The 26820-nt window shown below is 48.7% G+C and carries 23 protein-coding genes and 5 pseudogenes; 14 read left to right on the top strand and 14 right to left on the bottom strand.

The window, feature by feature from the left end; translation table 11 throughout:
* Positions 1 to 52 precede the first annotated feature (52 nt).
* On the top strand, positions 53 to 1573 hold the full coding sequence (locus KO1_RS08780; protein ID WP_064406881.1) for a carbohydrate porin: 1521 nt from the start codon (positions 53 to 55) through the stop codon (positions 1571 to 1573).
* A 53-nt stretch (positions 1574 to 1626) separates the two neighbouring features.
* Here the strand turns inward: KO1_RS08780 and KO1_RS08785 are convergent, their stop codons facing one another.
* The 5 genes and pseudogenes from KO1_RS08785 to KO1_RS28890 all read right to left on the bottom strand — a co-directional run bounded on the left by KO1_RS08785 (position 1627) and on the right by KO1_RS28890 (position 5177).
* Positions 1627 to 2496: a helix-turn-helix transcriptional regulator gene (locus tag KO1_RS08785; RefSeq protein ID WP_064406882.1), complete on the bottom strand. Its 870-nt coding sequence runs from the start codon at positions 2494 to 2496 to the stop codon at positions 1627 to 1629.
* 269 nt (positions 2497 to 2765) lie between these two features.
* A pseudogene (locus KO1_RS28695) lies at positions 2766 to 3661 on the bottom strand (IS3 family transposase); the annotation flags it as partial.
* A pseudogene (lpxL, locus tag KO1_RS08795) lies at positions 3637 to 4386 on the bottom strand (LpxL/LpxP family Kdo(2)-lipid IV(A) lauroyl/palmitoleoyl acyltransferase); the annotation flags it as partial. The pseudogenes lpxL and KO1_RS28695, both read right to left, overlap by 25 nt.
* 202 nt (positions 4387 to 4588) lie before the next feature.
* Positions 4589 to 4861 carry a hypothetical protein gene (locus tag KO1_RS28565; protein ID WP_170833537.1) on the bottom strand — a complete coding sequence of 91 codons (273 nt, stop codon included), beginning with the start codon at positions 4859 to 4861 and terminating at the stop codon, positions 4589 to 4591.
* Between the two features lie 79 nt (positions 4862 to 4940).
* Positions 4941 to 5177, bottom strand: a complete 237-nt coding sequence (locus tag KO1_RS28890; RefSeq protein WP_218189857.1) for a YnfU family zinc-binding protein — start codon at positions 5175 to 5177, stop codon at positions 4941 to 4943.
* A gap of 93 nt (positions 5178 to 5270) precedes the next feature.
* Here KO1_RS28890 and KO1_RS08805 point away from each other — a divergent pair, with 93 nt between their 5' ends.
* Positions 5271 to 5504 carry a YnaE/YdfK family cold shock protein gene (locus tag KO1_RS08805; RefSeq protein ID WP_004132711.1) on the top strand — a complete coding sequence of 78 codons (234 nt, stop codon included), beginning with the start codon at positions 5271 to 5273 and terminating at the stop codon, positions 5502 to 5504.
* A gap of 19 nt (positions 5505 to 5523) precedes the next feature.
* Here the strand turns inward: KO1_RS08805 and KO1_RS08810 are convergent, their stop codons facing one another.
* The 3 genes from KO1_RS08810 to cspF all read right to left on the bottom strand — a co-directional run bounded on the left by KO1_RS08810 (position 5524) and on the right by cspF (position 14720).
* Entirely contained in the window at positions 5524 to 14106 is an 8583-nt protein-coding gene (locus KO1_RS08810) for a GH36-type glycosyl hydrolase domain-containing protein (protein WP_064406884.1), read from the bottom strand.
* 155 nt (positions 14107 to 14261) lie between these two features.
* Complete coding sequence (locus KO1_RS28595; RefSeq protein WP_305955329.1) at positions 14262 to 14432, bottom strand: YnfU family zinc-binding protein; 171 nt, start codon at positions 14430 to 14432, stop codon at positions 14262 to 14264.
* A 75-nt stretch (positions 14433 to 14507) separates the two neighbouring features.
* Positions 14508 to 14720 (bottom strand): cold shock-like protein CspF, encoded by a 213-nt coding sequence (gene cspF, locus KO1_RS27020; RefSeq protein ID WP_073971806.1) that lies wholly within the window; start codon positions 14718 to 14720, stop codon positions 14508 to 14510.
* 281 nt (positions 14721 to 15001) lie between these two features.
* Between cspF and KO1_RS08820 the strand changes: the two genes are divergently transcribed.
* The 5 genes and pseudogenes from KO1_RS08820 (at position 15002) to KO1_RS27850 (ending at position 18171) form a co-directional block, all read left to right on the top strand.
* Positions 15002 to 15220, top strand: a complete 219-nt coding sequence (locus KO1_RS08820) for a cold shock domain-containing protein (RefSeq protein ID WP_064406886.1) — start codon at positions 15002 to 15004, stop codon at positions 15218 to 15220.
* 325 nt (positions 15221 to 15545) lie between these two features.
* A complete protein-coding gene (locus KO1_RS28700; RefSeq protein WP_064406887.1) occupies positions 15546 to 15773 on the top strand; it encodes a hypothetical protein in 228 nt (75 codons plus the stop codon).
* A gap of 572 nt (positions 15774 to 16345) precedes the next feature.
* On the top strand, positions 16346 to 16750 hold the full coding sequence (locus KO1_RS08830) for an H-NS family histone-like protein (RefSeq protein WP_064406913.1): 405 nt from the start codon (positions 16346 to 16348) through the stop codon (positions 16748 to 16750).
* A gap of 51 nt (positions 16751 to 16801) precedes the next feature.
* Positions 16802 to 16963 (top strand): annotated as a pseudogene (locus KO1_RS27025) (arsenical resistance protein ArsH); the annotation flags it as partial.
* 107 nt (positions 16964 to 17070) lie between these two features.
* Positions 17071 to 18171 (top strand): annotated as a pseudogene (locus KO1_RS27850) (IS30 family transposase).
* Between the two features lie 173 nt (positions 18172 to 18344).
* Here the strand turns inward: KO1_RS27850 and KO1_RS28090 are convergent.
* The 6 genes from KO1_RS28090 to KO1_RS08845 form a co-directional block, all read right to left on the bottom strand.
* Positions 18345 to 18917, bottom strand: coding sequence for a UCP030791 family putative phage-derived protein (locus KO1_RS28090; protein WP_126468305.1), 573 nt, complete (start codon positions 18915 to 18917; stop codon positions 18345 to 18347).
* A 96-nt stretch (positions 18918 to 19013) separates the two neighbouring features.
* Positions 19014 to 19235: a hypothetical protein gene (locus KO1_RS08840; protein ID WP_064406888.1), complete on the bottom strand. Its 222-nt coding sequence runs from the start codon at positions 19233 to 19235 to the stop codon at positions 19014 to 19016.
* Positions 19236 to 19244: 9 nt separating this feature from the next.
* A complete protein-coding gene (locus KO1_RS28095) occupies positions 19245 to 19550 on the bottom strand; it encodes a hypothetical protein (RefSeq protein WP_126468303.1) in 306 nt (101 codons plus the stop codon).
* Positions 19551 to 19754: 204 nt separating this feature from the next.
* A complete protein-coding gene (locus tag KO1_RS27040) occupies positions 19755 to 20333 on the bottom strand; it encodes a rolling circle replication-associated protein (protein ID WP_073971798.1) in 579 nt (192 codons plus the stop codon).
* Between the two features lie 310 nt (positions 20334 to 20643).
* The gene (locus KO1_RS27045) at positions 20644 to 20883 is read right to left on the bottom strand and encodes a helix-turn-helix transcriptional regulator (protein WP_073971799.1); all 240 of its coding nucleotides are present in this window, start codon (positions 20881 to 20883) and stop codon (positions 20644 to 20646) included.
* A gap of 406 nt (positions 20884 to 21289) precedes the next feature.
* Positions 21290 to 22441: a hypothetical protein gene (locus KO1_RS08845; RefSeq protein ID WP_126468301.1), complete on the bottom strand. Its 1152-nt coding sequence runs from the start codon at positions 22439 to 22441 to the stop codon at positions 21290 to 21292.
* Positions 22442 to 22538: 97 nt separating this feature from the next.
* Between KO1_RS08845 and KO1_RS08850 the strand changes: the two genes are divergently transcribed.
* The 7 genes and pseudogenes from KO1_RS08850 to KO1_RS27050 all read left to right on the top strand — a co-directional run bounded on the left by KO1_RS08850 (position 22539) and on the right by KO1_RS27050 (position 26772).
* Positions 22539 to 23432 (top strand): GTPase family protein, encoded by an 894-nt coding sequence (locus KO1_RS08850; RefSeq protein WP_064406890.1) that lies wholly within the window; start codon positions 22539 to 22541, stop codon positions 23430 to 23432.
* A 283-nt stretch (positions 23433 to 23715) separates the two neighbouring features.
* A complete protein-coding gene (locus KO1_RS08855; protein ID WP_064406891.1) occupies positions 23716 to 24393 on the top strand; it encodes a hypothetical protein in 678 nt (225 codons plus the stop codon).
* Between the two features lie 95 nt (positions 24394 to 24488).
* On the top strand, positions 24489 to 25310 hold the full coding sequence (locus KO1_RS08860) for a DUF932 domain-containing protein (protein WP_064406892.1): 822 nt from the start codon (positions 24489 to 24491) through the stop codon (positions 25308 to 25310).
* Positions 25311 to 25324: 14 nt separating this feature from the next.
* Positions 25325 to 25798 carry a RadC family protein gene (radC, locus tag KO1_RS08865; protein ID WP_064406914.1) on the top strand — a complete coding sequence of 158 codons (474 nt, stop codon included), beginning with the start codon at positions 25325 to 25327 and terminating at the stop codon, positions 25796 to 25798.
* A 15-nt stretch (positions 25799 to 25813) separates the two neighbouring features.
* Positions 25814 to 26035: a DUF987 domain-containing protein gene (locus tag KO1_RS08870; protein WP_064406893.1), complete on the top strand. Its 222-nt coding sequence runs from the start codon at positions 25814 to 25816 to the stop codon at positions 26033 to 26035.
* 20 nt (positions 26036 to 26055) lie between these two features.
* A pseudogene (locus tag KO1_RS08875) lies at positions 26056 to 26405 on the top strand (type IV toxin-antitoxin system YeeU family antitoxin).
* A gap of 34 nt (positions 26406 to 26439) precedes the next feature.
* Complete coding sequence (locus tag KO1_RS27050) at positions 26440 to 26772, top strand: TA system toxin CbtA family protein (RefSeq protein WP_073971800.1); 333 nt, start codon at positions 26440 to 26442, stop codon at positions 26770 to 26772.
* Positions 26773 to 26820 lie beyond the last annotated feature (48 nt).

Raw genomic sequence — 26820 nt, forward strand, 5'->3', positions numbered from 1 at the left:
GCGCAGGGTTCTCTGCATTTTTTATTTATGATAGTGACCTAATGAGAATAATATGAAAAAAACCTCGATGACCCTACCTGTTTTCTGCCTGATTAATATCATGGCGATACCTTACGCATTTTCCGCACAAAATGTCAGTATTGAGCAACGCCTGAATCAGCTAGAGTTACGACTGCAGCAGGCGGAGCAGCGCGCCGCGGCGGCTGAGCATAAAAATGCTGAATTAGCGATCCAACTAAAACAAACCAAAGAGGGTTCGCAACAGGCGCAGAAAAAAGTCGCAGACCTCGAAACCCGGACGAAAAATATTGAAAAAATCACTCCGGACGATGACGGCTATTTTGAACTTCACGGCTATGCGCGCGCCGGGATAATGACCAACCATAACGCCCGGCATACCCAGGGCGGCCCGTTTATGACGCCGGCAGGACAAACCGGCGGCGCCATTGGCCGTCTGGGGAATGAGCCGGATACCTATGTTGAAGTTTATCTTGAAAAAAAACAGCGCCTGGATAATGGCGCCACCACCCGCTTTATGACCATGATCGCTGACCAGCAAAAGAGCTACAACGACTGGACCGCCGACTCCAGCACCCTGAACGTCAGCCAGGCGTTTGCGGAGATCTCCTCCCTGCCCAGCTTTACCGGGCCGCTGAAGGACACAACGCTGTGGGCCGGGAAACGCGTCGATCGCGATAACTTCGAAATTCCGTGGCTCGACTCTAAATTCGTCGCGCTCAACGGCACCGGCGGCGGCATTTATGATGTGCGCTGGTCTGAAAATACGCGCAGCAACTTCTCTTTTATCGGGCGCAGCTTCGGCGATGTCGACGTGGTCAATAATGATGTGCAGAACTACATTCTCACCGCCAACAACTATTTCGGCCCGGTACAGCTGTTTGTCAGCGGAATGCAGGCCAAAGACAACGAGGAGCGGGAAACCCTCAGCGGCTATAAAGTCTTTAACGCCGCCAATAAAGGCTATACCGTCCTGCTGGGCTACCAGGGCGACAGTTTTTATGGTCTAACGCAGGGTGAAACGCGCAGCGTGTTGTCATGGGGTCAAGGTCTGGGCGCGGAGGTTAAAAATATCGGCACCGATCCGGCGCTGCTTACCGACGCCAGCACCCTACGCTTTGCCAGCTACGGCATGGTTAACCTGTCCCGCAACTGGGATTTCGCGCCCGCCATTCTCGCGCAGTACAGCAGCGATCGCTACGTTAAGGGCGACGACTATCGCTGGGTTACCCTCAACGGCCGCCTGATGCAGAACATTACGCAAAACTTCGCCTTAGGCTATGAGGCCTCCTGGCAATATATGGATCTCGACCCCAACGGCTACCAGCAGTATCAGAAAGTGCGCGGCAATTTCTACAAGCTCACCTTTGCCCCAACCTTCCGCCCGGACGATATTTCGCCCTTCTTCACCCGCCCGGAACTGCGCGTTTTTGCTACGTGGATGAACTGGGATAAAGCGCTGGACAACTACAGTCCAAACGACACGCTGGGTCAGAAAGGTTTTACCTCTGGAGGAAAGTGGTCGTTTGGTATTCAGATGGAAACCTTCTTCTGAAAGCAGGCGGTCGGCCCTCTCCGCGGGGCCGGACGCCTGCTCTTTTACTACGTCTAACCGCTCGACAGCTGTTTCTCCTGACGGCGAAATTCGCTTGGCGAGACCCCGACCGCACGATGAAAATCTCGCGAGAAATGCAGCGGATCGTTATAGCCCACCAGCCCGGCGATTTTGCCGATAGTGTCTTCCGTTTCCACCAATAGCCTCCTGGCCTGGGACAGGCGATAGTTTTTCAGCCATTTCAACGGACTTTGATTGAAAGTTTCCTGAAACAGGCGAAATAGCTGCGACTTACTGACCTGGCAATACTGCATAAATTTTTCAATGTCCCACTCATCATTATAGTGGCTGTGGATCTGATAAATCAGTCGTCCAAGCCCGCTATGGGTAATCACCGGCGATCTTTCCGTTTCCAGGCTGCGGTTTTCCAGTAACGTAAAAATAAGCTTTGCGCACAGCGCGTCGCAATGGGCATCCGAAACCAGGGTATGGCTTTTCATTAAATGAAAAAGCTGGTAATAAATTTCGATCACTCTTTCCGGCTGCTGAAAAGAAAACACGGGTTCCTGCAGGACGTTAAGAATCTGCATGATGTTATTTAATTTTCCGCTATCAATACGCAGCCATAATATTTCCCATGGCTCGGCGCTATCCGGATAGTGCTCATGCGGCCATCTTACCGGCAGCCAGACCAGATTGCCTTCCTGAACATGATGTAGGTTATTTTCCAGGCGAATAACTCCGCGCCCTTTAAGACAAAATATTAGCTCATGGCCGACCACGGACTGACGCTGAATACGGAAACTGGTACTGGCGCGAATATGTCCGGCGCGGAGAACCCGATAATTAACCAGCGTCGAAAAGTCATCGGACTCCCTATACCAGTTTTCAATGACCAGCGTTCGCTGCGCGAGTGAATTCATATACCATACTCCAAACTATCAACTTTCATCATGCGTATGAATGTCCATCGTGACACGGCCAGCGTCAATTCAGGCCAGTGATGTTATGGATTTTTGAGCGATCTCACATCAAACGGATAAAGATTTCAACACCACTGTTTTGCGTAAAAGTAGCCGTATTTCGGGGAAATATGGACCAGTAAACGCAGTTAAGGGGGAGCTGACCCTGACCCCGAATATGATCCAGTCGTAATTAGGAATAACCGGCTTCATGTTGGCTGCATATTCTGTCAACCAGCAGACTTCTCAGCGAATCCGGATGGCGTCATCCAGCCCAGTGCAGAATGGGGACGCCTCTGGTTATAGTGTATGCGCCAGGCCTCGATTTTGCACTGTGCACCCTCCAGAGACATGAACCAGTTCTCGTTCAGACATTCCTGTCGCAGCCTGCCATTAAACGACTCCACTGTGGCATTGTCCGTCGGTGTTCCCGGCCGGGAAAAGTCTATGCGGCTCCCCCGTTCATACTCCCACTTTTCCAGCATTTTCCCAGCAAATTCAGAGCCGTTATCGATTTTCAGCAGCTGTGGTAAGGGATGTCTGAGCTCAATGGTGTTCAGCATCTCTGCGACCTCCGTTGAGCGCAGATTCTGGCCCACGCAGATCCCCAGACATTCGCGTGTGTAGAGATCAATGACTGTCAGCAGACGTAGCCGACGCCCGTCAAATAAGACATCAGAGACAAAGTCCATGCCCCAAACATGATTCATATACAGCCCCTGAGGCTGGGGCTGTCGGCGCTGCGCCGATTTATTCCGGCGTAGGCGTTTGAGACGCAGGGACAGCCCCTGCTCGCTTTAGAGTCGGTAAATGCGTTTATGATTATCCCGCCAGCCCTCCCGCCTGAGCATGACGTGAACCCTGCGGTAGCCATAGTGAACACGGGTTTCGGTGATCTCCCTGATACGGAGGCGCAACGCACTGTCGTCTGCTGCTACAGAATGGTAGCGGAAAGAGCTGCGGCTGACCCGTAGCGCAAAACAGACCTGCCTCTCACTGGCTCCGTAGCGTGCCTGCAGGTCCCGAACCCATTCGCGCAGCCGCGCAAGAGTCAGTTCTTTTTTGCCAGCACATCCTGCAACATGGCCTTGTCAACGGATTGCTGATATACATGTGATAACCTTTTTTATCGTTACGTCGAATCATGCTAAGTGTGATCAAGTGTGCACCAGCGAGTTTTGACAGAGCATACGTTCCGTTCGTCGTGGCTGCTTTTTTTACCGAGAAAAAAGGTGCAAAAACGCTTCCTTTAGACCCATAATCCTGGTCTGGTGCAAACCAAACGGCTTCACCAGCTTTTAGCGCATGAACAAAACCAGATAAATTACGTCGATTAATCATAGTCTTATTTGAACGCATACGCCCTTTTGTCTGTACCCATTCCATTAATGGATCATTGTGTGGGCGATACGTTGCCATCATAGGATGGCATAACCCCATTACTCTTCCACACAACTCAAGGGACATAAAATGAATCCCGACAACCATTACTCCTCTTGTCGCACCGGTCAGGTTTTCAAGCCCTTCGACATCAAACCATTTTTTGACTCTCGCTTCGCTCCAGAACCAGGCCATTCCTGTTTCCATCAGTCCCAGCCCGAGAGAAACAAAGTTTTTATTAACCATCTGGCTCCGGGCAAACGGTGTCATCTCGGGAAAGCACAGTTCGATATTTCTAATCGCAATTCCTTCCCGGCGTTTCAGAAAGGGTCTGGATATTTTTCCAAGGCCAGAACCCAGAATATGTAAAACCGGGTAAGGAAGTTGAACGAGAAGCCACAGCAGACCCAAACCAGACCAGGTAAGCCAGTGGCGAGGGTGAAGTAAATTATGAGTAAAAGTCTGTGCCATAAATTTCCTTAATGCTAATGAAGGTTATAACGCAAAAGGAAAACAATGAGGCAATTCGTCTTTAGCGATACATTTTGTTTTAGATAATTTAAATTCATCTGAATTCAGGAAAAAATATTTTCCAATGACTGGTGAATAATTTAAAGAGCCAGGGGTGAATTGTAAGCCAGCAAATTCATTCTGTTATAAATCAATGGTTTTATCATTGATACTCAAGGAATTGTCTTCTTGATTCATCATCATCAAGGTACTCAAAAGAAAGAAGCCGAATTTTGGTAAGTTTATAAAACCACTCACAATCGTTTCGTTGAATAATTTCGCCTGGTTTGAAACATATCCCGGATGCCACCCGAATAATCGCATATTTACCATTACTAAACCTGACCCTGTGAATACAGAAAGGTTGGCCAGCCTGTCCGTGACAGCTGTTCGACATGATATGCCCTTCAATAAAAACAGATTTTTTAGATTTCATTATCATACCCTCGACAAAAGCAGTACAGGAGGAATGTTGTCATTTTCCGACATCACTGACGTTAAGTGGCAGAAGCTGATCAGCCGCCGATACACCAGCATTCTGAAGGTCTGAACAACAGTCCGCAGGCAGGGCACTCAAGAACCGCATCTTTTCTTAGTTTACCTGCTTTCTGATCGGCTCTGTGTGCACATACCGGGCAGGCAACATGAACCGGTCTTTCTTTAAAATACCTGAGCCCATTTGTATAAGACATAAATAATTCTCTGAGGAATAGAGTGATTATTATACGCTTTAATATAAAAATAACTGGCATAAGTTATGTTAAGTTGTGTCTGAATGAGGTTATCAGATATTGAAAATTGAACGTCTGATTTATGGTACACTACCCTTCCGTGAGAAATTTAAGATGAAATCAGAAGACACCCTTGACTGGTATCCGGCACAACTACCGCCTGTGAAAATTATTCTTGGCGAAGCCGTGCTGGCTGTGGGTAAACAGGGCCGACCAATTAATACCCGCACCTTGCTGGAATACCTTCAGGTCATGCAGGACAAACAAAAAAGGCGGGATGACAAAATCGCCATGCAGACTGCGATTGATGTTCTCAGGGATAATCAGCGCATTAACGGCAGACGTTAATGCACCTCCGGGATCAGGATCAGTTCTGAATGATCTCAACCGTATGGTTTTGTCCATCATCCTTCAGCGGTATTCTGTCATCAGGGAGGAGAACACCATCCAGCGTCACGCAATATTCTGCATCGCCGCGTGAAACACTAATCTGATAATGGCTTTCACCATATTGATATGCCATAGAAAAAGACGACCACTCATCCGGTAACCTGGCATGAACACTAAAGTCAGTGCCGGAACGTTTTATCCCCAGTAATTCCTCGGTAAGTAAACGCCAGGCCCAGCCTGCGGAACCGGTATACCAGCTCCACCCTGCACGTCCGGTATGGGGAGCGACGCTGTAGACATCAGCACTCATGACATAAGGCTCAGCTTTATAAATCCCGACAGAGTCCGCATTCAGGGTATGATTTATAGGGCTGAGCATTGACCAGAGTTGCCAGGCTCGTCCGGCATTCCCCATTCGGGAAAAGGCCATCACTGCCCAGATGGCGCCATGCGTATACTGCCCTCCGTTTTCCCGCACGCCTGGCAGGTACCCCTGTATGTAGCCCGGATTTGGACCGTGTCCGTCGAAAGGAGGCGTTAACAGTTTGATCAGCCCTCCTTCGTTATCCACAAGGTGCTTATCCAGCGCCTGCATGGCCTTTGCGCACCGTCCCGGGCTCGCGGCGCCGGACAATACAGACCAGCTCTGCGCAATCGCATCAATCCGGCAGTCCTGTGAGGTTTTCGATCCCAGGGGAGTACCATCGTCAAAATACCCGCGCCGGTACCATTCCCCATCCCAGGCGTGGGCTTCGAGATTACTTTGCAGGCGCAGAGCCTGTGAACGGCACATCGCGGCGACGCTTTCATCCAGCCTGCGCTCCGCCAGCGCTGCAAACCGCTGCAAAATGTCGTACAGGAAGAAGCCCAGCCAGACGCTTTCACCTTTGCCTTCGATACCCACCCGGTTCATCCCGTCATTCCAGTCACCAGCCCCCATCAGCGGCAGGCCATGCTCCCCGAAGCGAAGTCCATAGTGAATAGCTTTGACGCAGTGTAACCAGAGTGTCTCTTCGGTGCCGCTGATAACCGGCATGTCATAGACAGACTCTTCACCAGGCTGAAGCGAACGTCCCTCCAGATAAGGAATGCGTATTTCCAGTGCATCCATATTCCCCGTCGTTTCAACATAGTGGCAAACAGCAAGCGGCAGCCAAAGATAGTCATCGGAACAGCGGGTACGCACACCGTTGCCGTGTGGCGGGTGCCACCAGTGCTGCACATCCCCCTCGATAAACTGCCGTGATGCACAGAGTATTATCTGTTCACGCATCCGGTCAGGAGCAGCGTGGCTCAGAGCCAGCGTATCCTGCAGCTGATCGCGAAAACCAAATGCACCGCCAGACTGATAGTAGCCACTCCGGGCCATAAGACGGCAGGCGACCGTCTGATACAACAGCCAGCCATTAACCAGTAAATTTACGGACGTGTCGGGGGTGTTAACTACGATTTTATCGAGAACATTGTGCCAGTGATTATGAATCCGGTTCAGCTCCTGGCGGACCGTATCCTCGTTCATGTAGCGGGCCAGCGTCTCCTGAGCACAAACATCATTCTCCTCTGCGCCGAGGATAAAAATAAACGTCCTCTGGTCCCCGTCAATTAATGTAACCGCCGATTGCACCGCTCCGCAGGGATCCAGACCGGCCCCCGTCTTACCAGAAAGCTTTTGCAGTTTCATGGCCGAAGGGGCGTGAAGGGAACCATTACGACCAATAAACTCCCGGCGGTCCCCTGTCAGAGAACAGTCATTACCGCTGACGGCAAAAAATGCAGTTCGGCCGCCACCATTATCACCATAAAAGTTATTCGCAAGCACCCCGCAGCCGCCGGGCGTTCTGGCCACATGTGTCACAATGTGAGGGGCTGAGCGCGTTCGTGTTTCTCCGAGCGTCCACTCTACATAGCCTGTGACGGAAAGTTGACGTGTCCTTCCCGAAGAGTTACTGAGCGTCAGGAGCACCAGTTTAACCGGATCTTCTTCAGCAACCAGGACCGTCAACTCGCTGTCTATACCACTCTCACGATGGGCAAAAACGCTGTAGCCAAAACCATGGCGGGTCAGGTAATCACCGTGTCCGCGAACAGGTAAAGCCGTCGGCGACCAGCACTCCCCGCTCTCTTCATCGCGCAGGTAATATGCCTCGCCGCTGCGATCGCTCACCGGATCGTTCTCCCACGGCGTCAACCGGTATTCATGGGCATTCTCATACCAGGTATAGGCCTGCCCTGCCTCTGAGATCACACTGCCAAAACGGGAATTTGCCAGTATGTTCGACCAGGGAGCCGGTGTAAGCGCATTTTCCCGAAGGACGATCTGATACTCCCGCCCATCCTGAGAAAATCCACCGTACCCATTGAAATGGCATAACTCACTGGTATCAGGGCTCCAGTCCGTATGTTGATTACGCTCGCGCACAGCACGCGGAATGAATGCCCTTGCCGGCGATTTCAGGGTATGAATACGCTGGTTAAGCTGTTCATTAATCCCCCCTGCGCGGTCATCAAGATAAAGACAGGCCACGCTCATCAAAAGCAACTTATCCTCAGCGGAGAGATGCTCACCGTTCCGGACAAAAAGCCCGCCCTTTTTATCCAGCAGACTGGCTTCAGACCCGGCATAAATTAACTCCATAATCTGATTTTGTAATCCCTGCTGGTAGCCGCCGGGGCTGTTATTCAGGATAACCAAATCAACATCCAGCCCTTTCTGTCTCCAGTAACGGTGTGCCTGAATCAGTGTGGTCACTGAGGTGATACTTTCCTCGCTGGTTATACTCAGCAGCACTATCGGCAGATCCCCTGAAATTGCCCAGCCCCACAGTCCGGACTGGCCACGCCGGTTGCGGCCGATCGCCTGGCCTTCGGCGCGCAGCTCCTGGACAGGGTAAAGCACAGCGCTGGCGAGACTATTGAACAACGTGGCATCATCTTCACTGGCGTTCATCTGGCGCAATACCACCAGACTGTGAGACCAGGCCAGTTCAAAGATGCGATCGGCGATAGGGTAATCGCGATATTTCTCCAGCAACGCCAGGCTCTGCTGACGGGTCTCGCTGATGCCATAAATGATATCAATCGTAACCGGCTGCCCCGGCTGCAGAATGATGGCGTTGCGAATTGCTAGTATCGGATCCAGCACCGAGCCCGACGTGTTGCCTAGTATCCCTCCCGTCTCTATTGCCTGTGCATTCGCAGGGTTTCTGCCACGTCCAATAAACCTTGCCCTGTCCGTTTCAAACGACACGTTATGTCGGTTATCGCCATGCACCACCATCATGTGAAACAGGCAAGGGCCCGGTTCATCCGGTGAGCGCGGGCGCCGGTGGCAAAGAATAGCGTCACGCTCAGAAGCCAGCTCAGTCTGAATAAACAAATTGCTGAATGCCGGGTGTGCCAGATCGCTGGCATCAGGTGCCAGTACCACTTCAGCATAGGTTGTCAGCTCCAGAGAGCGAGGCTTGCGACCACGATGAATCAGTGTGAGCCGTCGCAATTCAACATCATCCTCCGGAGAGATCACCACCTGAGTTTTGACGCTGAGTCCCCCTAAGCTGCGTCTGAATTCTGCCCCCGCATCGGTGAACAACACTTCCTCGTCTTGTCCGCTGGTGTAGCCTGTTGGTTGCCAGGTATTGCTCCACACATCTCCCGTCTGGGTATCGCGGATGTAGCAGAATGCTCCCCAGTTATCACGGGTGGTATCACTGCGCCAGCGCGTTAGTGCAATATCATTCCAGCGACTGTAACCACCGCCGCCCGCGGTCAACATCAGATGATAATGGCCGTTGGACAGGAGTTGAATATCCGGGGCGGGGGTATCCACGCTATAGAAAATACGGGGTTCATAGCGAACGGGTTTGACCATGCCCTCATGAGATTCAAAATGACGGCGCGGACTGTACAGATCGACCGCATCCGGCACGCGCTCCTGTAACAGCAGACTCGCTGACCGGAATACCGTGCTGGACATAAAGCGTTCAGTCATGGGGGCGTCAAGCAGCACATGAGCCAGCGCCTGAAATGCCATACCCTGGTGATGCGCCATCCAGGACTGTACCACCGCATAGAGCTGACCGGTTGCAAGACGTGAGGGGGTATAGTCCAGCGCTTCATAAAAACCGTATTCTCCGCGTGCACCATTTTTTTGCAGCCTGAACAGGTTCTCACAAGCTCTCTGTGGGGAAACCATCAGCGCCAGCAGCGTGGCGTAAGGAGCAACAACCATGTCATCGGCAAGTCCCCTGCGCAGACCGAGCCCCGGTACGCCAAATGCCTGATACTGATAATTATGCTGAACATCAAAAGCATGATAGCCAGACTCTGAAACACCCCATGGTACCCCGCGTTCTTTCCCCCATTGAATCTGGCGCATAACCGCCGACTGACTCATTTCATCGAGCAGGCTGCCGGGCCAGGCGGGCATCACCAGATTCGGCATCAGATATTCAAACATGGATCCGCTCCATGACATCAGGGCAGTTTCATTATCAATCGTGGTAAACAATCGACCCAGCGCGTACCAGCTTTTAAGAGGCAGCTGATTAGTCGCAATGGCAAGAAAACTGGTCAGGCGGATTTCAGACGGCAGGAGATCGTAGTGGCTCTTGTCAGGCATATTGGTGTCACAGTTATAACCGACGCTGAGCAGACTGGTTGCTTCACTGTACAGAAAGGCGAAATCCATCCGGGCATGCTCATCCAGCCGCTGTTCCAGCTCGGTGATAATATTGAGTCGCATTCGGGCCTGCTCCGCCACTGACGCCGGAGGCGTTCCTGTACCGGTTAATGTCGGACGGGCAAGCTCGCTCAGCGTCGGCAGCGTCTGTTCATTCCAGGATGCAGGCAACCAGCCAAGCAACAGAGACCACTCATGGCAAAGCTGAACCAGTTGATGCTCCAGATGTCCAGCCCAGCGCATCTGAAGAGGAGATCCCTGATGACATGCGCTGGTCAGATGGTTGCACTGGGTGCGCATGCTTTTCAGTTCGCTGAAAAGCGCCTGCGGAGAGAGCGACACCGCGTTCAGGCAATGCTTGCGCAGCAGTCTCAGGCTGTCAGGTGGGTTCTTACCCCACTGTTTTTCCAGAATATCCAGCGTATCGTTCAGTCCTGCCAGTATCTGTTGGTTGCTTAAAACAGGCTGATGACGCATGGCGGACAGGCCTGCACGCAGGGTCAATAAATGCCCGGCCATATTGCCGCTGTCGACGCTGGAGATATAGCGTGGACTTAGGGGGACCAGCGTACGGGTGTCATACCAGTTGTAGAGATGGCCCCGGTAGTGCTCCATTTTATCCATCGTGTCGAGCGTGAACGACACGCGCCGGAGCACCTCTCCGCCAGGCAGGTAGCCAAAGTCCCATGCCGTCAGGTTAGCCATAAGTGAAAGACCAATATTGGTAGGAGAAGTTCGGTGTGCCACCGTCGGTTGTGGTATTTCCTGATAATTATCAGGCGGAAGCCAGTTCTCTTTTGCTGTGGCAAATGTTTCAAAAAAAGCCCAGATTTCACGGCTTGTCTGGCGTAACAGCTGTTTTTGTTCCTGATTAGGCGAAAAAACCTTTCGCACGGGCTGGCGACTCAGCCAGCTCATCAGCAGCGGTGCCACACACCATACCAAACCGATCGGTAACGCAATCCCCAGCAGCTGTGGGGCAAATTGTCCGGTCAGTATTGTCAGCGCCACGCCACCGGCAGCGTTCAGCCACATCGCCTGATAAAAACGTGCAACAGTGGGTCTGGCCTGACTGCTGTCCTGGCTGTGGCTGACCCACTGGCTGAGGTGACGCCTGCTTATCCCCAGTCGCCATAGCGTCACGGCGATCGCTTTCAGCGAATATCCGGCTTCGTGCGGCAGTATCGTAAAATTAAGGCTGATACCTGACAGACGCTTCAGCGCGCCCGCCCCCACCAGTAACAGATGCGGCTTCACGCGGCGACGCAGAGGTTTATGCAGAAGGTCATGGGCGATGCAGAGGATGGCTGGCAACAGCCATATCAGCAACAGTATGCCCAGCCAGTAAACCGGATTGGGTACCCAAAGCAGAGTGAAGAACAGCAATACCAGTAAGGAGGGGGCGACCAGACTGCGACGTAGATTATCGAGTAATTTCCAGTAAGAAAGCGCGGTCAGCGGATTCCTGACCCGGGTTCCATCGGCTTTTCTGACGCGTGGTTTTAGCCAGTTAAGCAGTTGCCAGTCACCCCGGATCCAGCGTGAACGTCGTGCAACATCCGACAGATAATTATTAGGGTACTGTTCGTACAGTAACACCTCGCTCAGCAGACCCGAACGTGCATAGCATCCTTCAAGCAGATCGTGGCTGAGTACCAGATTTTCCGGGCAGATGTTGGTAGTGGCCTGCATAAAAATATCAACATCGTAAATCCCTTTGCCCACAAACGAGCCTTCCCCAAAGAGATCCTGATAAATATCCGAAGACATCATCGAATAAGGGTTATTGCCCGGTACGCTGCTGCGCAGGGCTGCGTAACGCCCCTGACCGTTGCGTGGTATCTCCTCCGCAAGACCGGGCTGTAAAATACCGAATCCTTTGACAACCCTCTGGCGTACCGGATCATACTCAGGCGTATTCAGCGGATGCGCCATCGTCGCGACGAGTTTGTGTGCCGTATCGCGCGGGAGCACCGTATCGCTGTCCAGGGTAATGACGTATTTTATGTGACCCGGTAAAAGGTGGGCAGGCATCTCTGCAACGCTGACGAATTGCGTTCCGGGATGGCGCAACCAGCTGTTCAGTAACGCCAGTTTTCCCCGCTTGCGTTCATAGCCCATCCACGCTCCTTCCGAGGGGTTCCATTCAGGCTGGCGATGTAACAGATAAAAACGTGGTCGGCCGGAGGGGTAGCGGCGATTAAGCGCCTGCGTATCGGCGATAGCCTGTCTGAGCAGCGCGTGACTTTCCGGCGAGGGTTCATTTTCAGAATCAGCAAAATCAGTGAGCAGCGCGAACCTGAGATTTTCGTTTTCATTCCCCAACCAGCAGACTTCAAGACTGGTGAGGAGCTGGCTGAAACTTTCGTGGCTGGTCAACATGCAGGGAATGACTAACATGGTGGCACTGTCAGCGGGAATACCGGCTGAAAAATCCATCCCCGGCAAGGGTCGAGGAACGCGAAAACGGGTGGTTGCATCACTGAGCAAATCGCTCATTAACTGAGTTAATGCGATAATCAGAGGTAATATCACCGCGATCAATAGCCAGTCTGCGCCCTGCATGGCGGTTTCGTGCAATATTGCTGCGGTCGCTGCGGTTGTCAGCAACGCCAGGCTTCCAAGCCATGACAGCAGGGTTATTCTGTTGAAACTGTGCCGCAAGCGTATGAGCCTTGAGGCGTCTGCCAGGAGATGAATATCCAGCGCCTGTCGACCTTCGCCCGCAAGATAATAACCAACATGATGTTCCGGTGTATCAGGCGCTTTTTCCTCTGAAAACGCCAGCGCCTTCTCAGCAACCTCAGGCTCGCTGAGACCGCTGTCTCTGGCCAGAACCTCAACTACGTGCCGGTAATGATCCCGGGTATTGAAGTGCATCCGGGGATAGATGCCGGCAGGATCATTGCGTAATGTCTGTTCGACAACGCTTATCGTTTCGGCGAAATCAGCCCAGTCCGTTTCACTCAATAATCGCAGGCCTGCGATGCTGTTACTTACGGACAGCTGGCTGGCGGCAAGCTGCTGATTGAAACTATGTATGAGAACGTCAGTGGTGATCCCCTGTTCCCGAAGGCACTGATCAACCCAGGTCAGAGGTAACGACAGCGCGTTGCCATGCCCCTGCAGGCGCCGCACCAGCTCTGCGACAAACGCACTGGTTAACGGAGGTCGGGAGCGCGCCATATCGGCAACCACCATGATTAAATCACCAGGCGCACTCTCTGCGCATTCGACAATCCTTGTTATCCACGTATCGGCAAGGTTTCTGTCTTGCTGCGCTTTTATCACTTCTATACTGATACGACGAAGATTTTCAATCAGCGCCAGGCGCAGCATTCCCGGTAACGCCCAGACTTCACCCAGCGTCAGCGGCGTCACCTGTTGATATGCAGTGAGATAGCTGGTCAGGCTGGCGGCATCCCAGCGGCCATCGCCGTGAGCAATAGCCTCTGATGCAATATGATAAATTCGTGGGCAATTCAGCGGCGATACCAGCGATGGAAGACCTTTGCCAAAGCTTTTCGGCAGATGCTGGCGGACAGTGCGGATTTGTTCCTCAATCAGATAATAATTGTCCAGCAGCCATTCACCGGCGGGCATGATACTGGTCTTTTTACCCGCGTTAAGCTCATAGCAGTTTTGGGTAATGACGGCCTCATTGTCGCCAAGCCGTTTCAGAAGATAATAAGGATGCTTATCCGGTGATACTTTATGAGTCCGCGCCAGCTTCTGGCCGTAGCGTTCCATCTGGGCGGTCGAAAAGAGTTCTGACCGCGGCGAGCTTTCACCGGCAGGATCGTTCGCCGAAAACGTTATGTTTTCGGCAGCATTCATCAGAATACGGGAGCGGTTAAACCACGCTCTTGGGTTCATTTTCATAGCATTGCTCTGATGCGACGTTAGCGCGCAGGAGCAGTTGCGAAATCAGTTCAGAAACGTTCTCTCAGGATGGGCGTCAGGCATCAGGGATTTAACAGCTGCCGGAATCTAACATAAGTATAGGACATGAGCTCTGTTCTGCGGTTTTTGTCGAGCTAGCGTCGGGAGATAAACAGAGCCTTACATCCGGGGCAAAGCATGGTCTGGTTGAGCCGGATTTTTGACAACGGTTGTACTGATTTTAAGCCACAAACAGGACAGGCAGCAGTGGCAGTAGACGCACTGCTGAAGAATTTCATTGCGTAATTGATAACAGACATAACCATTAACCTTTCAATGAATGAACTTCACCGTACCACATGTGGTTAACTTTTAATCTATTTATTTTGACACACTGAAAATCAGAAAAGATAAATGTTCGCAGCCACTGGCCCCCTGAGACCGTTTATCCGGCAAAATTCTATGCGCCTTCCAGGGATGAGTAATTCTGATGCGCGGAAGTTAACGGCTGAAATGTGAAGCAGAACGTCTTTTCGGCCATCAGATGGGATGACGAGGCCTTTACCACTGAGAATTTCAAAGCTTTTGACAATTCCTGTCATTTTATGGGATATCAATTCCTTATTGAAAACATGCAAAGCCTATACATTGAAAATAGCATACTGCCACATTTAATTTTCTTACAGGACTTCTTGGCGGAAAAAAAATATTATTTGCTTATTTTAAATTCCCGTGCCTTAATGAATCCCATCAGTTCGATGTACAAACGAACGTTAAACATTTCTCGGGCATTCCTCATTACCAGGCGCTATCGCTGATATCCCCTCTTTTTGAGTCCATACCTTGAATGCTATACGTTTACTATTCAATACTATCATATGTAACGGGAGTCAGTATGACCTTAAGAATTAAAGGCCTGGTAAAATGGTTCAACAAAGACAAAGGATTTGGCTTCATCTCTCCTCTTGATGGCAGAAAAGATATCTTTGTTCATTTTTCTGCGCTCAACGGCGATGGTTTTAATACCTTATTTGAAGGGCAGGAAGTTGAATTCGCCATACATAATGGTGAAAAAGGTCCTGCTGCTACAAACGTAATACTTTGCGATAGATGAATCCTTGTGGATCTGTGACAACGATGAAGGATTATTCATGAGTAAACAAATCTATAAATTAAACCACAGAAAACCGTTTATTCTTAATATTCGGTCAGCATATTTTTGCGCATGTATGAGTGTGCTGACCGATGTGATGAAGTGCAGGCCTGCTGTATGAAAAGTCTGAAAACAGGGGCTAACTGATTATTAAATAATACAGTGCGTAAGCGGTCTGGCTGCCTCCGAAAGCATCACGTCTCTGATATTACTTTAATGGCATCTGCCATTTAACATCACTAAGAGAACAGAGTGATGGAAAAGACTAACAGAATTATGGTGACATATGATAAAAGTCCTTGTTTTCTTTAATGCCGAATACTGTAAAGTCATGACCGTTACGGAGGGTATATCCTCAATCAAGCAGGAATACCCAAACGGTGAAGAAACACATCTTCGGATTATGTCTGCCGGCTTTCCTTCCTTAACTGGCGATCATGGTATTGTTTACGTAGCTTCTGACAGGGAGTTAACGTCACAGCAGATACTTGATGCAGCCAGAAAATATTTATAGCATTTTTGTTATGCTCTCTGCTTCACGTTTACTTGCATACTTACCCTATTTATCAAAAGTGAACAAAAAATGAGTTAAAAACATTTATGGCCTGCTAGCAGGAGGTTTTTTTTACATTACACTTTTTTAGAACCACCTCTGAAAAGAGAGAATAATTCACTATCCTCTGACAAAGTCCAGGTATCTCTCTCCTGCGTGCCATCTTACCTTTTGTGAAAAATATTCCTAAGTGGCAGAGCTAATTAACTTAATGACTCTTCTGATTTAAAGTTCATCATGTATGACTGACGCAACAAGTTATGATGGTATCCAAAAGCTCTCCGGGTGGCTCCTGGCATTATAGTTTTAAGCACCTACAGAAATGCATGGACATTTCGTAGGAGTTAGATTTTAGTTCTTGCATATTCTTCTTAAATTTGTATTGCGATAAGAGATTTATCTAAGTAGTCTAAACCTTGTTAATAAAATATGTACCATTCGGATTAAAATGCTCAGTAAAGCAAATCTGGTTGATGAGTAACCGTCGACATTGGTCTTTTCTGAACAACAAAAAATTTTTAAAAGGTCTCTTTATGTCAGATGCTCTCACACAGTTAAACAATATCCGTACCTTACGTTTCCAGACTCGTGAAATGTCATTAAACGCACTGGAAGGTGTTCTGGAAAAATTTAAAATTATTCTTATAGAACGACGTGAAGAAGAGACATTACGTCTTGCAAATGAAAGTCAGCGCCGCGATAAACTGGAAACACTTCGCCAGATGATGCTTGATGAGGGTATCGACCCATCCGAACTTATGGCTGCTGTTGGCTCTTCGGGTAAGGTTAAAAGGACGCGATCCCCCCGCCCCGCAAAGTATCGATATACTGACGAAACTGGAGAGTCAAAAACATGGTCAGGTCAGGGGCGAATGCCGAAGCGGATCTCAAAACTGATTGCCGAAGGTGGGGAATTAAAAGATTTTGAAATCAGTTAAAAAGAGCCGGGTTATACCCGGCTCTTTTTTTATAGGCCGCAAGTTGCCTTAGAGAATAGTCGAGAAACATTTAGTTCCTTCGATGTAGCCGAGGAGCTGTTTAAAATCACAGTGCTGCTTAAGGGACAAACGGGTTATCTTGCAGATCGTTACAGCGAGCGAAAAGAGAGTCATCAGGAGCTTTCATCCCGAGTCAATCAGGAAAAAATATAACGTATGTTCTTCGTGAATCAATACTGCATGAGCTTAACAACGTCCGCTATTGGCTGTGAGTTCAATGGGTCGATGCAACGCTATCCTTAATCAAGGGGGATGTTGCTATGAAACGAAGAACGCACATTTACTACACGCCCGAACAGAAAGCGATTATCTGGGACAGATATAAGCAAGGTGATTCCCTGCATGATATCGCCAGAATGTTCGACAGATTTCATTCTTCTATTATGCCCACTATCCACCTGACTGGTGGCTACCGTCCTCCCGTGCGAAAGCGGCACCGATTAGCGCTTTCGCTTGATGAAAGAGAGGAGATATCCAGAGGACTGGTAGCAAAGCTCAGTATCAGGGACATCGCTGCCAAATTATCAAGAGCACCCTCAACGATTAGCCGTGAGATCAAGAGGCACGGTGGTGCAAAACAATACCGTGCAGCAAAAGCCGATGCAGCTGCGTGGGGAAATGCGTTGAAGCCAAAACCTTGCAAGCTAATTGAAAGCCCACATAGTGTAAAATCATTGCAGATAAGATGCATCAGGACTGGTCGCCGGTTGGCTGAAACGCTGTTATCCGGATAATCAGGAAATGCAAGTGTCACACGAAACGATTTATAAAACGCTTTTTATACAAACCCGGGGGCTTTATAAAAAGAGCTGCAGCAATGCCTCAGAAGCGGAAGAGTAGTGCGTAGATCCAGAACATCATCGCTTAAAGGGAAAGGATTAGGGTCAATCCCGAACACGATACCTATCAGCGAAAGGCCACCTGAGGCCGCTGACAGAGCCATTCCTGGTCACTGGGAAGGTGACTTGATTCAGGGCTCGAAAAACTCCTATATCATCACCCTTGTAAAACGTCATTCCCGTTTTGTTATGCTGGCGAAGATCAGAGACAACAAGACCATAACGGTTAAATCTGCACTCATCAGACAAGCCCGGGAATTACCTGCTGAGCTCTATAAAACATTAACTTGGGATCGTGGCGCTGAAATGACCAGCCACACACGATTTATTGTAGTGACAGACATTCAGATTTATTTTTGTGATCCTCAATCTCCCTGGCAACGTGGCTCAAATGAAAATACGAACAGATTGCTCAGACAATATTTTCCAAAAGGAACTGACTTATCGGTTCACGGCCAGCAAAGACTTAACAGTGTTGCCAGACAACTCAACGAAAGGCCGAGAAAAACGCTAGACTATTAATCACCCGCAGAACGGTTCAATAAGTGTGTTGCGTCCATCAGTTGAACTCACAGCACAAAGCAGACGCTAAACTGCATCTGAATCACTCAACAAGTGATCTTTAAAGCCAAATAAGAAAAAGCTCAATATATAAGGGGTAGAACTTCGAACTCAGCAAAAATGGGATGTAATAATTACATAGTCGAACAGCTCCGGGCAAAAGCAACAGGTGAGGCTATTTGCAATGCTGCATCTCGTAACTCTGCATAACGTTTATCGAAAGCTGCTGGCATCGTTCTCTCTACCCGATGTGCATTTATTTCCGTTAATTCCCCGCCCGGTTCTACTTCACGCCATGCAGCCACCAGCAACGACATGACTTCCTGAATTCCATCCATTGCTGAAGAGTCATGTCGGGGATGACTACAAACTGCCTGATTGAATAGCATCATCATCCGACATGTTGAAATACTTTCAGCCTCCCACAACCAGCGAAGAAGCGTAGGCTGAGACGGTTTACCCGCTTCAATACGTATCTTTGAATAATCGCCAATTCTGCAATAGGCTTCAGCGTGAAAACGTAGCAACTGGGCATTACCTTGTTGTTCGTTGTCGCAGGAGTGGCAATTCGCATACTGTAGAGTAAACCCCAGCGCAGACAGTCGTGGGTAATGATCAGTCGCCTGCTGCAACACTCTACGAATAAGCATGACATTGTTACCATCAGAGTTCGTCTTTAACGCTTCATTTTCAGCGCAATTGTTCATCAGTTTCTCTTTCAATAATGGAAATAAGGGGCGTGTGTAAAAGGGGACGTTGTGGCCGAATAAGTCGTTTTCTGCTTTTGACGCAGGTTACTGCGGTTAGGAACATTCCACGCTCGGGCATGCCATGAAATCGGCTGATGCCATAAAGGTTTCATCATGCAGAAAATGCGATACCTGCCCGTTCGGGGTAAGAACCAGTACTACCGGACTCTTGCAGTGGAAGCAGTACAGTTTCCAGAATGAGGGATAGCGAAAATCTTCTGCATTGACCAGATTCCCCCATTCATCGATCGCGCATTTAGTCAGTTGTTGTTTCATACAGATACCTCAAAATTTTGCCTGCATCCCCTGCCCAGGCAAATCACCGCACCACTGGCCTTCTGGTAAAACTCTGCTGATGTGTTGCTGGAGACCTTCACAGGCCTGTTGAAACTTACAGGTATCGGCAGAACTTGCCCGTTGGCAGTAGAGCGATGAGGCTTTATTTAACTGCTCAAGGGCTCTCAAGCGCCAGCCACGCCGCTCGGCATCACTGCAACATCCAGCCAGGCTATCCCGGCAGACCCTTAGCCGGGTGATGTGTAAACGGTATTCCGCCACCTTTACCGCGATCGTGTTCTCTGGTTGTTTCATTTTTGATTTCTCTTGTTTGACAGGTATGAGAAATACCCGACAGGAGTGCTGTCGGGTATAAATGGAGTTGTGGAATTGTTGATTCACTACAGGTCGGAACGTCAGGGTTCCAGCGGCAGGTCCAGTCATGTCCGCGAGGACATTATTTGTCGCCGTAATAAAGGGGTTCGTACAGGATGCAGAGCCAGTTGCGTAGCCGTAGGATCAGGGGCCTGGCTTACGTGGACGTCCTGCCGCTGAGCGTGGAGGAACGTCATTACAGCCGTATGCACACAAACCTTCTTTTTGTTCTTCCTTAGCCAGATAGCTCAGAACATGACGGATATTGTTAATGCTTTCCGGATCGTTATACCGAACAGGTATGTTGATATTTCTAGAATACTGCGGCCGATATTCACATCGGTGCGATACGCCGTCCCGGTGCGTTATTTCCTCCCAAAGTGTATTTGCTGTAAGGGCAAAGGGATAAGAGTGCTGTGTTTTTTGTCTGTCCAGCCAGAATACGACATGCGCATGGTATCCATGTCGTTCAGTCCATTCGACAACCCAGAAATAGCCCACCACACCTTTCTCTTTTGTCATTTTTTCCATTAGTTCACGCAAGTCATGTTCAAGTGTTTGGTGATGTAAGCTTGAATACCTGGCACTTTTCTTTTTGTAGAAAAAATCCATACGTAATGCCAAAAGGCATGAGTATCTGTTTATCATTTCATCGATATGTGCATTAAGAACTGAAGCCAGGAACCAGTCTTCATTAAAATTTCCATCTGAATTTTTGAGCATAATTATTCCACTACTGATGATAAAGGAGGTCATTACAAACACTAAGACAGTAAAATTTCATAGGCATTCTTGCTTTTGAAAGATATTAAGCTGACTTATAAAACAATTATCACTTTTAAAAGGGCATGGTGGTTACTGCAATATGGTTTACGAGGATGTTTGAACGGGTCTCGAAAAGTAAATGGTGGTAATATTAAAATGCTTAATGATGTCTGTTAATGTACGAAGGAATGATAGTGTCTGTAATTATATTAAAAAACCTATATTAAACTACGTAACCTTCCTGTATTAAACACCAGAGTTAAAGATTCTAACCTCGAGATGCTTGTATTCTTTCCAGCATCCATTTTTCCACTTCACTTTTTAGCCAGCGTGAACTACGACCCAGTTTAATTGGTGCAGGGAACGCATTCTCTGAAATTAATCGGTAAAACCATTTGTCTGTCATGTTTGTATAGGCGGTGATGAACGTCATATCAACGAGCTGGTCGCTCAGTAAAGATGTGGTTGTCTGGGTGCTGGATGATATCGATTGAGTTTTGTTTGTCATGGAAAAGCTCCCGCAATTTAGTGTGAGTTCGGGAGGCGATGTGTGGTACCCAGTGGTACCTTGGATATTCACCTCACACCATGGTACTCAACAGTAAAAAAATACAGTTGATATCTTTTATGCTCAGTATGTGCCCTTTTTTAGGATGTACTTAAGAGAGTCCTGTCGAGCCGCCTGCAAGCAAATTTTAGACCGTGTAAAGCTATATTGATTTTTCAGAAGTACCTCTCAAGGTTGAGATTCACTGCTATGCGTGTTTAGCTCATGGCAAGCCATGTCATAGCGCTAACGAGTGTTTCACCGCCATGATCGGTTTTTTCGCGCATGCTAAAAAAACGAAATTCACAAATGATAATGATAATGATAATCACTATCAGATTTATTGGTGTTAGATGCCTTTAATTTTTTAAATTCCAGGTCGGTATTCAAAAGGGAGTTTTTCTTTCTTACCTGACGTCCATAGCAATATATTCCCTTTGATTTTTATTACATCCGTACTAAAGAAAGAGTTGTAAAACCCCACTAATTCAGAATAAGAATCCAAATCCAACTCAAGCATCATGAAGGTAATCATTACGGATCTGTACAAACAGCCATTTTTATCAAACTTATTTGATAAAAATGAATAAACTTCGGGGGTGCCATTTCTTGCCATGTTAAAAATAATATGAATAGCTATCAACTCTAACGTAAAGGATTCATTTTTATATTTTTTAGCGAGTTTTAACATAGAATCATTTACGCCAATGACATTCAATCTTTTCAGTTCATTTAATAAGAGGCCAAATAGTGGAGGGGTATCGCCAGGGCTAAGATAGGGTAGATTATTACTATATTGGTGGGGGTGTAAAGGTGTCTCAATTGTTAATTGGAGTAATTTTAATGCCACAGACCGTTCATCCTCTAACGTAATTAAAGATTTGTACAGGCTGAGTGTTTTTTTTACGTTAGTAGTACCCCTGATGTTGCGGTTTTTTGCGAGTTGATTAATTACTTTGTTTTTTAAAGTAATAGGTATAATGATGTTTTGTCGGGGTGAGGAATCACCTGTCTTACCAGGGGAAGGAAGTTTATAAAGTTGCAATTTTAAATTTCCCTCGCCGCCACCAAGATAATTTATTGCATAAAGCTTGCTGTTTTTACAAAAATTAATCCAGGAGTAGATACTATACAGTTCCGTTACTTCATTTAATGAAACAGGAAGATCCGGCCCGATTCTTATACGGCGCACATAGCTTTCTGTGTTTCTCCAGGCTGCTGTTTTACGTATTAATATAAGCTTTTCTCTGGCCTGTCTTATTAATCCAGCATTTTCAATTGAAGATATCTTTCTGACATATCCCCTCCTGCTATTGAATGCGCAATAGTAAATGCGCCCCTTCTTTAATCGTTTTATTTTACGAGGGATATATTTATTAATCCGATAAACAAGGTCTTTTTCCTTGCGCTCACTCAGTTCGCAGAAGCGCAAATAATGTTTTTTACAGAGCCTTTTACGTTTTGCTTCAGGTAATGGGGACACTAAACGATTGCAGTTTTTTCGTACACATTTAGCCATTTCATATTCCCTCATTCCAGAAAAATTTAAACCTATATTACTCCTTTGAACAGACGGTTAACCATTTTCCGGCGCTATTTTTTCACAGGAGTAAATCATGCCTCAAATCCCCGACCCGCAGGATACAAGCAATGTTCTGCGCACCTGTCTTAATCTCTTACCCCCGCATTCTGCTGAACGTATTCTTTCCCGCCTCCAGGAGGCGATTCGCTATGAACCCATGATAGGCATCATGGGCAAAAGTGGTGCGGGCAAGAGTTCATTATGCAACGCGCTTTTTCAGCAACCCGTTTGCCTGACCAGTGATTTGCTCGGTTGCACCCGGGAACCCCAGCGGATGATCCTAGATGTGGGTAATCGTTGTATGACGCTGGTGGATTTACCGGGTGTGGGTGAGACACCGGAATACGACGAGGAATATCTGGCGCTCTATAAGGCGTTGCTGGCAGAGCTGGATTTGATTATCTGGGTGCTGCGTGCCGATGACCGTGCCCGGGCAACAGATATCAGTGCGTACAGGGCACTGATGGAAGCAGGTGCCGCTCCTTCACGTTTCCTGTTTGTACTGACTCAGGCCGACCGTATTCCGCCCCTCAGGGATGGTGAGCCCTGGCAAGCATCACCTTCTTCTGAGCAATGCCTTTCACTAGCAGCGGTCAGTGCTCAGGTTGCCGGACAGTTGCCGTCCTCTTTCCCGGTCATGGCTGTCTCTGCACATACCGGCTATAACCTGCCCGCCATGGTGGAGTTGATGGTGCATGCCTTACCCGTACAGGCCAGCAGTGCCGTGTATTGCCAGCTGAAACCAGAGAATCAGACCCCGGACAGCGACGCCGCTGTACGGCAGCAGTTTGGTGAGGCAGCGGGTAAGGCTTTTGACACGGTAATTAATCCTGACCACTTGCCCTCTGCCTGGACTGCCCTGTTAAAGAGTATCAGACAGAAGTTAGTGCAACTTGCCACGGCATTATGGGACCGCATATTTGGCTGAAATCCGCCGCTTTACCCCTCAATTACCACATTCAAAAAACAGTATATTGATCTGTAAAAACGATCGATAATAAAATATCGATCGTTTTTATCTATTAAGATATCGATGTATTAGCCCCCTGTTGATCGCTTTTACCTATCAAAGCAAAGGGATATTTATTTTTCAAAGTCTTCATGCGCACGACGAACAGGGACGTTGACGTCATGGTCCGGATACAAAGATGCATCAGGTTCTGTGTACCGCGTCCCCCGTTGCCGCTTCTGATTCATTAATAAGGTGACATATGAAAATTCAGACCGTGATTGCATTTGTTTTGTCAGCCATTTCGGTTTCTGCTCAGGCGGGTAACTGGGCTGTGAAAAACGGCTGGTGCCAGACGCTGACCGATAATGGTCAGGCACTGGTGATGCTGAAAAACAACACCATTGGCATCTTTGGTCAGTTGCAGGGCTGTCCCAATGGCCCGCAGGAGCTGATGGGGAGTCGCATCAGTGTAAACGGCAATCTGGTACCCACATCTCAGTTGTGCAACCAGCAAACAGGATTTAAGGCTGTTGAGGTTGAAGGCGGGCAGGCACCTGCAGCCGCCAGAAAGGCAATTGCTTCGATTGCAGGTCAGGAAACATCGACCCTTCAGGTCTTTGGTGCGCAACTGACATTCACCCGTGGGGACATGATGACGGTCTGCCCGAAATACGTATCCGGCCTTGCTGCCAGTGCCGGGAGTCGAGCGCCGGAGATTAACAAAGGCTCAGTCATGAAAGCGGCCAAAGAAGCGTATACGAAAGAGTATGACCGTGACACGGCTGAGGCCGCTGATTTTGGCAGCTACAAAGTGGAGGGAAATACTGTGGTTTATGAGGTCTACAATGCCGGGTACCGTACCTACGATAAGGTGACAGTCACCATTGGTGCTGATGGTAAGGCCACCGGTGCCAGGGTTGAATATATGGGGCAATAACGCCTTATCCGCCACGCCATTTTTAATGTTAAAGGCCATGTTCCTTCGGGAGCGTGGCCTTTTCTTTTTATACCGATAAACACACTAAGGAGTGAATTATGCGATTAGCATCCCGCTTTGGTGCGGTGAACCTTGTTCGCCGTGACCGTCCCTTAACCCGTGATGAACTGGCTCACTATGTTCCCAGCGTGTTCAGTGAGGAAAAGCATGAATCGCGCAGCGAGCGCTATACCTGCATCCCGACCATCACTCTGCTGGATAACCTGCAGCGCGAAGGTTTTCAGCCGTTCTTTGCCTGCCAGACCCGTGTGCGTAACCCCGACAAGCGGGCACACACCAAACATATGCTGCGTCTGCGCCGCGAAGGGCAGATTACCGGTAAACAGGTGCCAGAAATTATCCTGCTTAACAGCCATGACGGTTCGAGTTCATACCAGATGTTGCCGGGATTGTTTCGGGCAGTCTGTAGCAATGGTCTGGTCTGCGGTGAGTCGTTTGGCGAAGTGCGAGTACCGCATAAGGGCAACGTGGTGGAGAGGGTTATAGAAGGGGCTTACGAAGTTCTGGGGATTTTTGATCGTGTGGAAGAAAAACGGGATGCCATGCAATCACTTATGCTTCCGCCACCAGCACAACAGGCACTGGCAAAAGCTGCACTGACATATCGCTTTGGCGAGGAGCATCAGCCCGTGACGGAAGCACAGCTATTGACCCCTCGTCGCTGGCAGGATGAGTCCGGAGATCTGTGGACGACTTACCAGCGTATTCAGGAGAACCTGATCAAAGGTGGTTTGAACGGCCGCAATGCAAAAGGAGGACGCACACATACCCGTGCAATTAAAGGTATTGATGGAGATGTGAAGCTGAATCGCGCGCTGTGGGTGATGGCAGAAAATATGCTGCAACTCGCCTCTTGAACGATATCTCCACCATGTCCGAACTGAATTTACCTTCGGTCTTCCCGATAAATGAGCAACGTACTATCCGTCGAGCCCTACGATTGCTGGAGAAATATCAGCGGCAGCCCAGTGAGTCGTTCCTTGCCGCTAGCTTCGCGAAAAATTGGTTACAGCTCTATCTGGCAAAGCAGGAGCGAGAAGTCTTTGTTGTTATCTATCTCGATAATCAACATCGTCTGCTGGGGCATGAAACGCTCTTCCTCGGCACGATTAACCATACTGAAATCCATCCTCGCGAAATTGTGAAATCTGCACTGCGTCATAATGCTGCTGCGGTGATCGTCTCTCATAACCACCCATCTGGCATTACCGATGCCAGTAAAGCTGACAGAGCCATTACGTCCAGGATTACAGAGGCGCTGGGTCTGATTGAGGTTCGGCTACTGGATCATTTCATCATTGGTGATGGTGAAGCGTTGTCGTTTGCTGAGCATGGATGGCTATAAGAAGAGGAAGGGCTAATGAAAATCATCAGTAAGCGTCAGGCGATGGCAATTTATCGTCTGCATCCTGAATCCCGATTGTTTCAATTCTGTACCGGGAAATATTGCTGGTCCGGGAGCGTCTGCCATTACTACGGTCGTGAAGTTCCGGATATCAAGGGTGTTCTGGCTGTCTTTGCCGAGCGACGCAAGGACCGGAACGGACCGTATGTCTCTCTGGGCAACGTCACTCTCAATTAACCTTATTAAAGGAGCTTCAGATGTCGAGTAAGACACTGAGAGTGAATGATGATACCGCTGAGCTTTGGTGGGGGCTGAATCGTAATGTCATTCCTTGTTTTGGTGCACGTCTGGTCCAGGAAGGTAACCGCCTACATTACCTGTCTGACCGCGCCAGCATAATAGGCCTATTCAATAAAGCGGATTTGCTCCGCCTTGACCAGGCATTTCCTGTTCTGCTAAGCAGGCGGAGCTCATACTTACCAGCGGCGAACTGAATCCCCGACACCAGCATTGCGTCACCCTCTATGCAAAGGGGCTGACCTGCGAAGCTGATACGCTGGGTTCCTGTGGTCACGTCTATATCTCCATTTATCCTACTCAACGCTAATTAACTTTAGAACTCACTTTTACGAGAACAACTCATGAATACTTTACCTGCAATAAACCAGCGGGCTGTTCAGACATGCTTATCACCCGTGGTTGTCTGGCAAATGCTGCTTGCTCGACTACTTGAGCTGCACTATGGCCTGACCTTAAATGACACGCCGTTCAGCGATGAGGCTGTTATTAAAAGACATATCGAAGCTGGTATCACGCTTGTCGATGCCGTTAATTTTCTGGTGGAGAAGTACGAATTGATCCGTATCGATCGCAGAGGATTTAGCTCACAGGGACAAGTGCCATATTTGACCGTGACAGATATCCTTCATGCCAGGAGAGAATGTGGATTAACGAACAGTTGTCCTTATCGGTAAGTAATATTGTTCTTAGCCGATCGCGGCAGTGAGGTGTACTTCAATAGC

This window comes from Klebsiella oxytoca NBRC 105695 (assembly GCF_001598695.1).
In the GTDB taxonomy this organism is placed as follows: domain Bacteria; phylum Pseudomonadota; class Gammaproteobacteria; order Enterobacterales; family Enterobacteriaceae; genus Klebsiella; species Klebsiella oxytoca.

What these genes read in the sequence shown, in the direction of transcription:
- KO1_RS08780 (WP_064406881.1), top strand. Translation starts at nt 53, where the DNA reads ATGAAAAAAACCTCGATGACCCTACCTGTTTTCTGCCTGATTAATATC.
- KO1_RS08785 (WP_064406882.1), bottom strand. Translation starts at nt 2,496, where the DNA reads ATGAATTCACTCGCGCAGCGAACGCTGGTCATTGAAAACTGGTATAGG.
- KO1_RS28565 (WP_170833537.1), bottom strand. Translation starts at nt 4,861, where the DNA reads ATGAAATCTAAAAAATCTGTTTTTATTGAAGGGCATATCATGTCGAAC.
- KO1_RS28890 (WP_218189857.1), bottom strand. Translation starts at nt 5,177, where the DNA reads ATGCCAGTTATTTTTATATTAAAGCGTATAATAATCACTCTATTCCTC.
- KO1_RS08805 (WP_004132711.1), top strand. Translation starts at nt 5,271, where the DNA reads ATGAAATCAGAAGACACCCTTGACTGGTATCCGGCACAACTACCGCCT.
- KO1_RS08810 (WP_064406884.1), bottom strand. Translation starts at nt 14,106, where the DNA reads ATGAAAATGAACCCAAGAGCGTGGTTTAACCGCTCCCGTATTCTGATG.
- KO1_RS28595 (WP_305955329.1), bottom strand. Translation starts at nt 14,432, where the DNA reads ATGGTTATGTCTGTTATCAATTACGCAATGAAATTCTTCAGCAGTGCG.
- KO1_RS08820 (WP_064406886.1), top strand. Translation starts at nt 15,002, where the DNA reads ATGACCTTAAGAATTAAAGGCCTGGTAAAATGGTTCAACAAAGACAAA.
- KO1_RS28700 (WP_064406887.1), top strand. Translation starts at nt 15,546, where the DNA reads ATGATAAAAGTCCTTGTTTTCTTTAATGCCGAATACTGTAAAGTCATG.
- KO1_RS08830 (WP_064406913.1), top strand. Translation starts at nt 16,346, where the DNA reads ATGTCAGATGCTCTCACACAGTTAAACAATATCCGTACCTTACGTTTC.
- KO1_RS28090 (WP_126468305.1), bottom strand. Translation starts at nt 18,917, where the DNA reads ATGAACAATTGCGCTGAAAATGAAGCGTTAAAGACGAACTCTGATGGT.
- KO1_RS08840 (WP_064406888.1), bottom strand. Translation starts at nt 19,235, where the DNA reads ATGAAACAACAACTGACTAAATGCGCGATCGATGAATGGGGGAATCTG.
- KO1_RS28095 (WP_126468303.1), bottom strand. Translation starts at nt 19,550, where the DNA reads ATGAAACAACCAGAGAACACGATCGCGGTAAAGGTGGCGGAATACCGT.
- KO1_RS27040 (WP_073971798.1), bottom strand. Translation starts at nt 20,333, where the DNA reads ATGCTCAAAAATTCAGATGGAAATTTTAATGAAGACTGGTTCCTGGCT.
- KO1_RS27045 (WP_073971799.1), bottom strand. Translation starts at nt 20,883, where the DNA reads ATGACAAACAAAACTCAATCGATATCATCCAGCACCCAGACAACCACA.
- KO1_RS08845 (WP_126468301.1), bottom strand. Translation starts at nt 22,441, where the DNA reads ATGGCTAAATGTGTACGAAAAAACTGCAATCGTTTAGTGTCCCCATTA.
- KO1_RS08850 (WP_064406890.1), top strand. Translation starts at nt 22,539, where the DNA reads ATGCCTCAAATCCCCGACCCGCAGGATACAAGCAATGTTCTGCGCACC.
- KO1_RS08855 (WP_064406891.1), top strand. Translation starts at nt 23,716, where the DNA reads ATGAAAATTCAGACCGTGATTGCATTTGTTTTGTCAGCCATTTCGGTT.
- radC (WP_064406914.1), top strand. Translation starts at nt 25,325, where the DNA reads ATGTCCGAACTGAATTTACCTTCGGTCTTCCCGATAAATGAGCAACGT.
- KO1_RS08870 (WP_064406893.1), top strand. Translation starts at nt 25,814, where the DNA reads ATGAAAATCATCAGTAAGCGTCAGGCGATGGCAATTTATCGTCTGCAT.
- KO1_RS27050 (WP_073971800.1), top strand. Translation starts at nt 26,440, where the DNA reads ATGAATACTTTACCTGCAATAAACCAGCGGGCTGTTCAGACATGCTTA.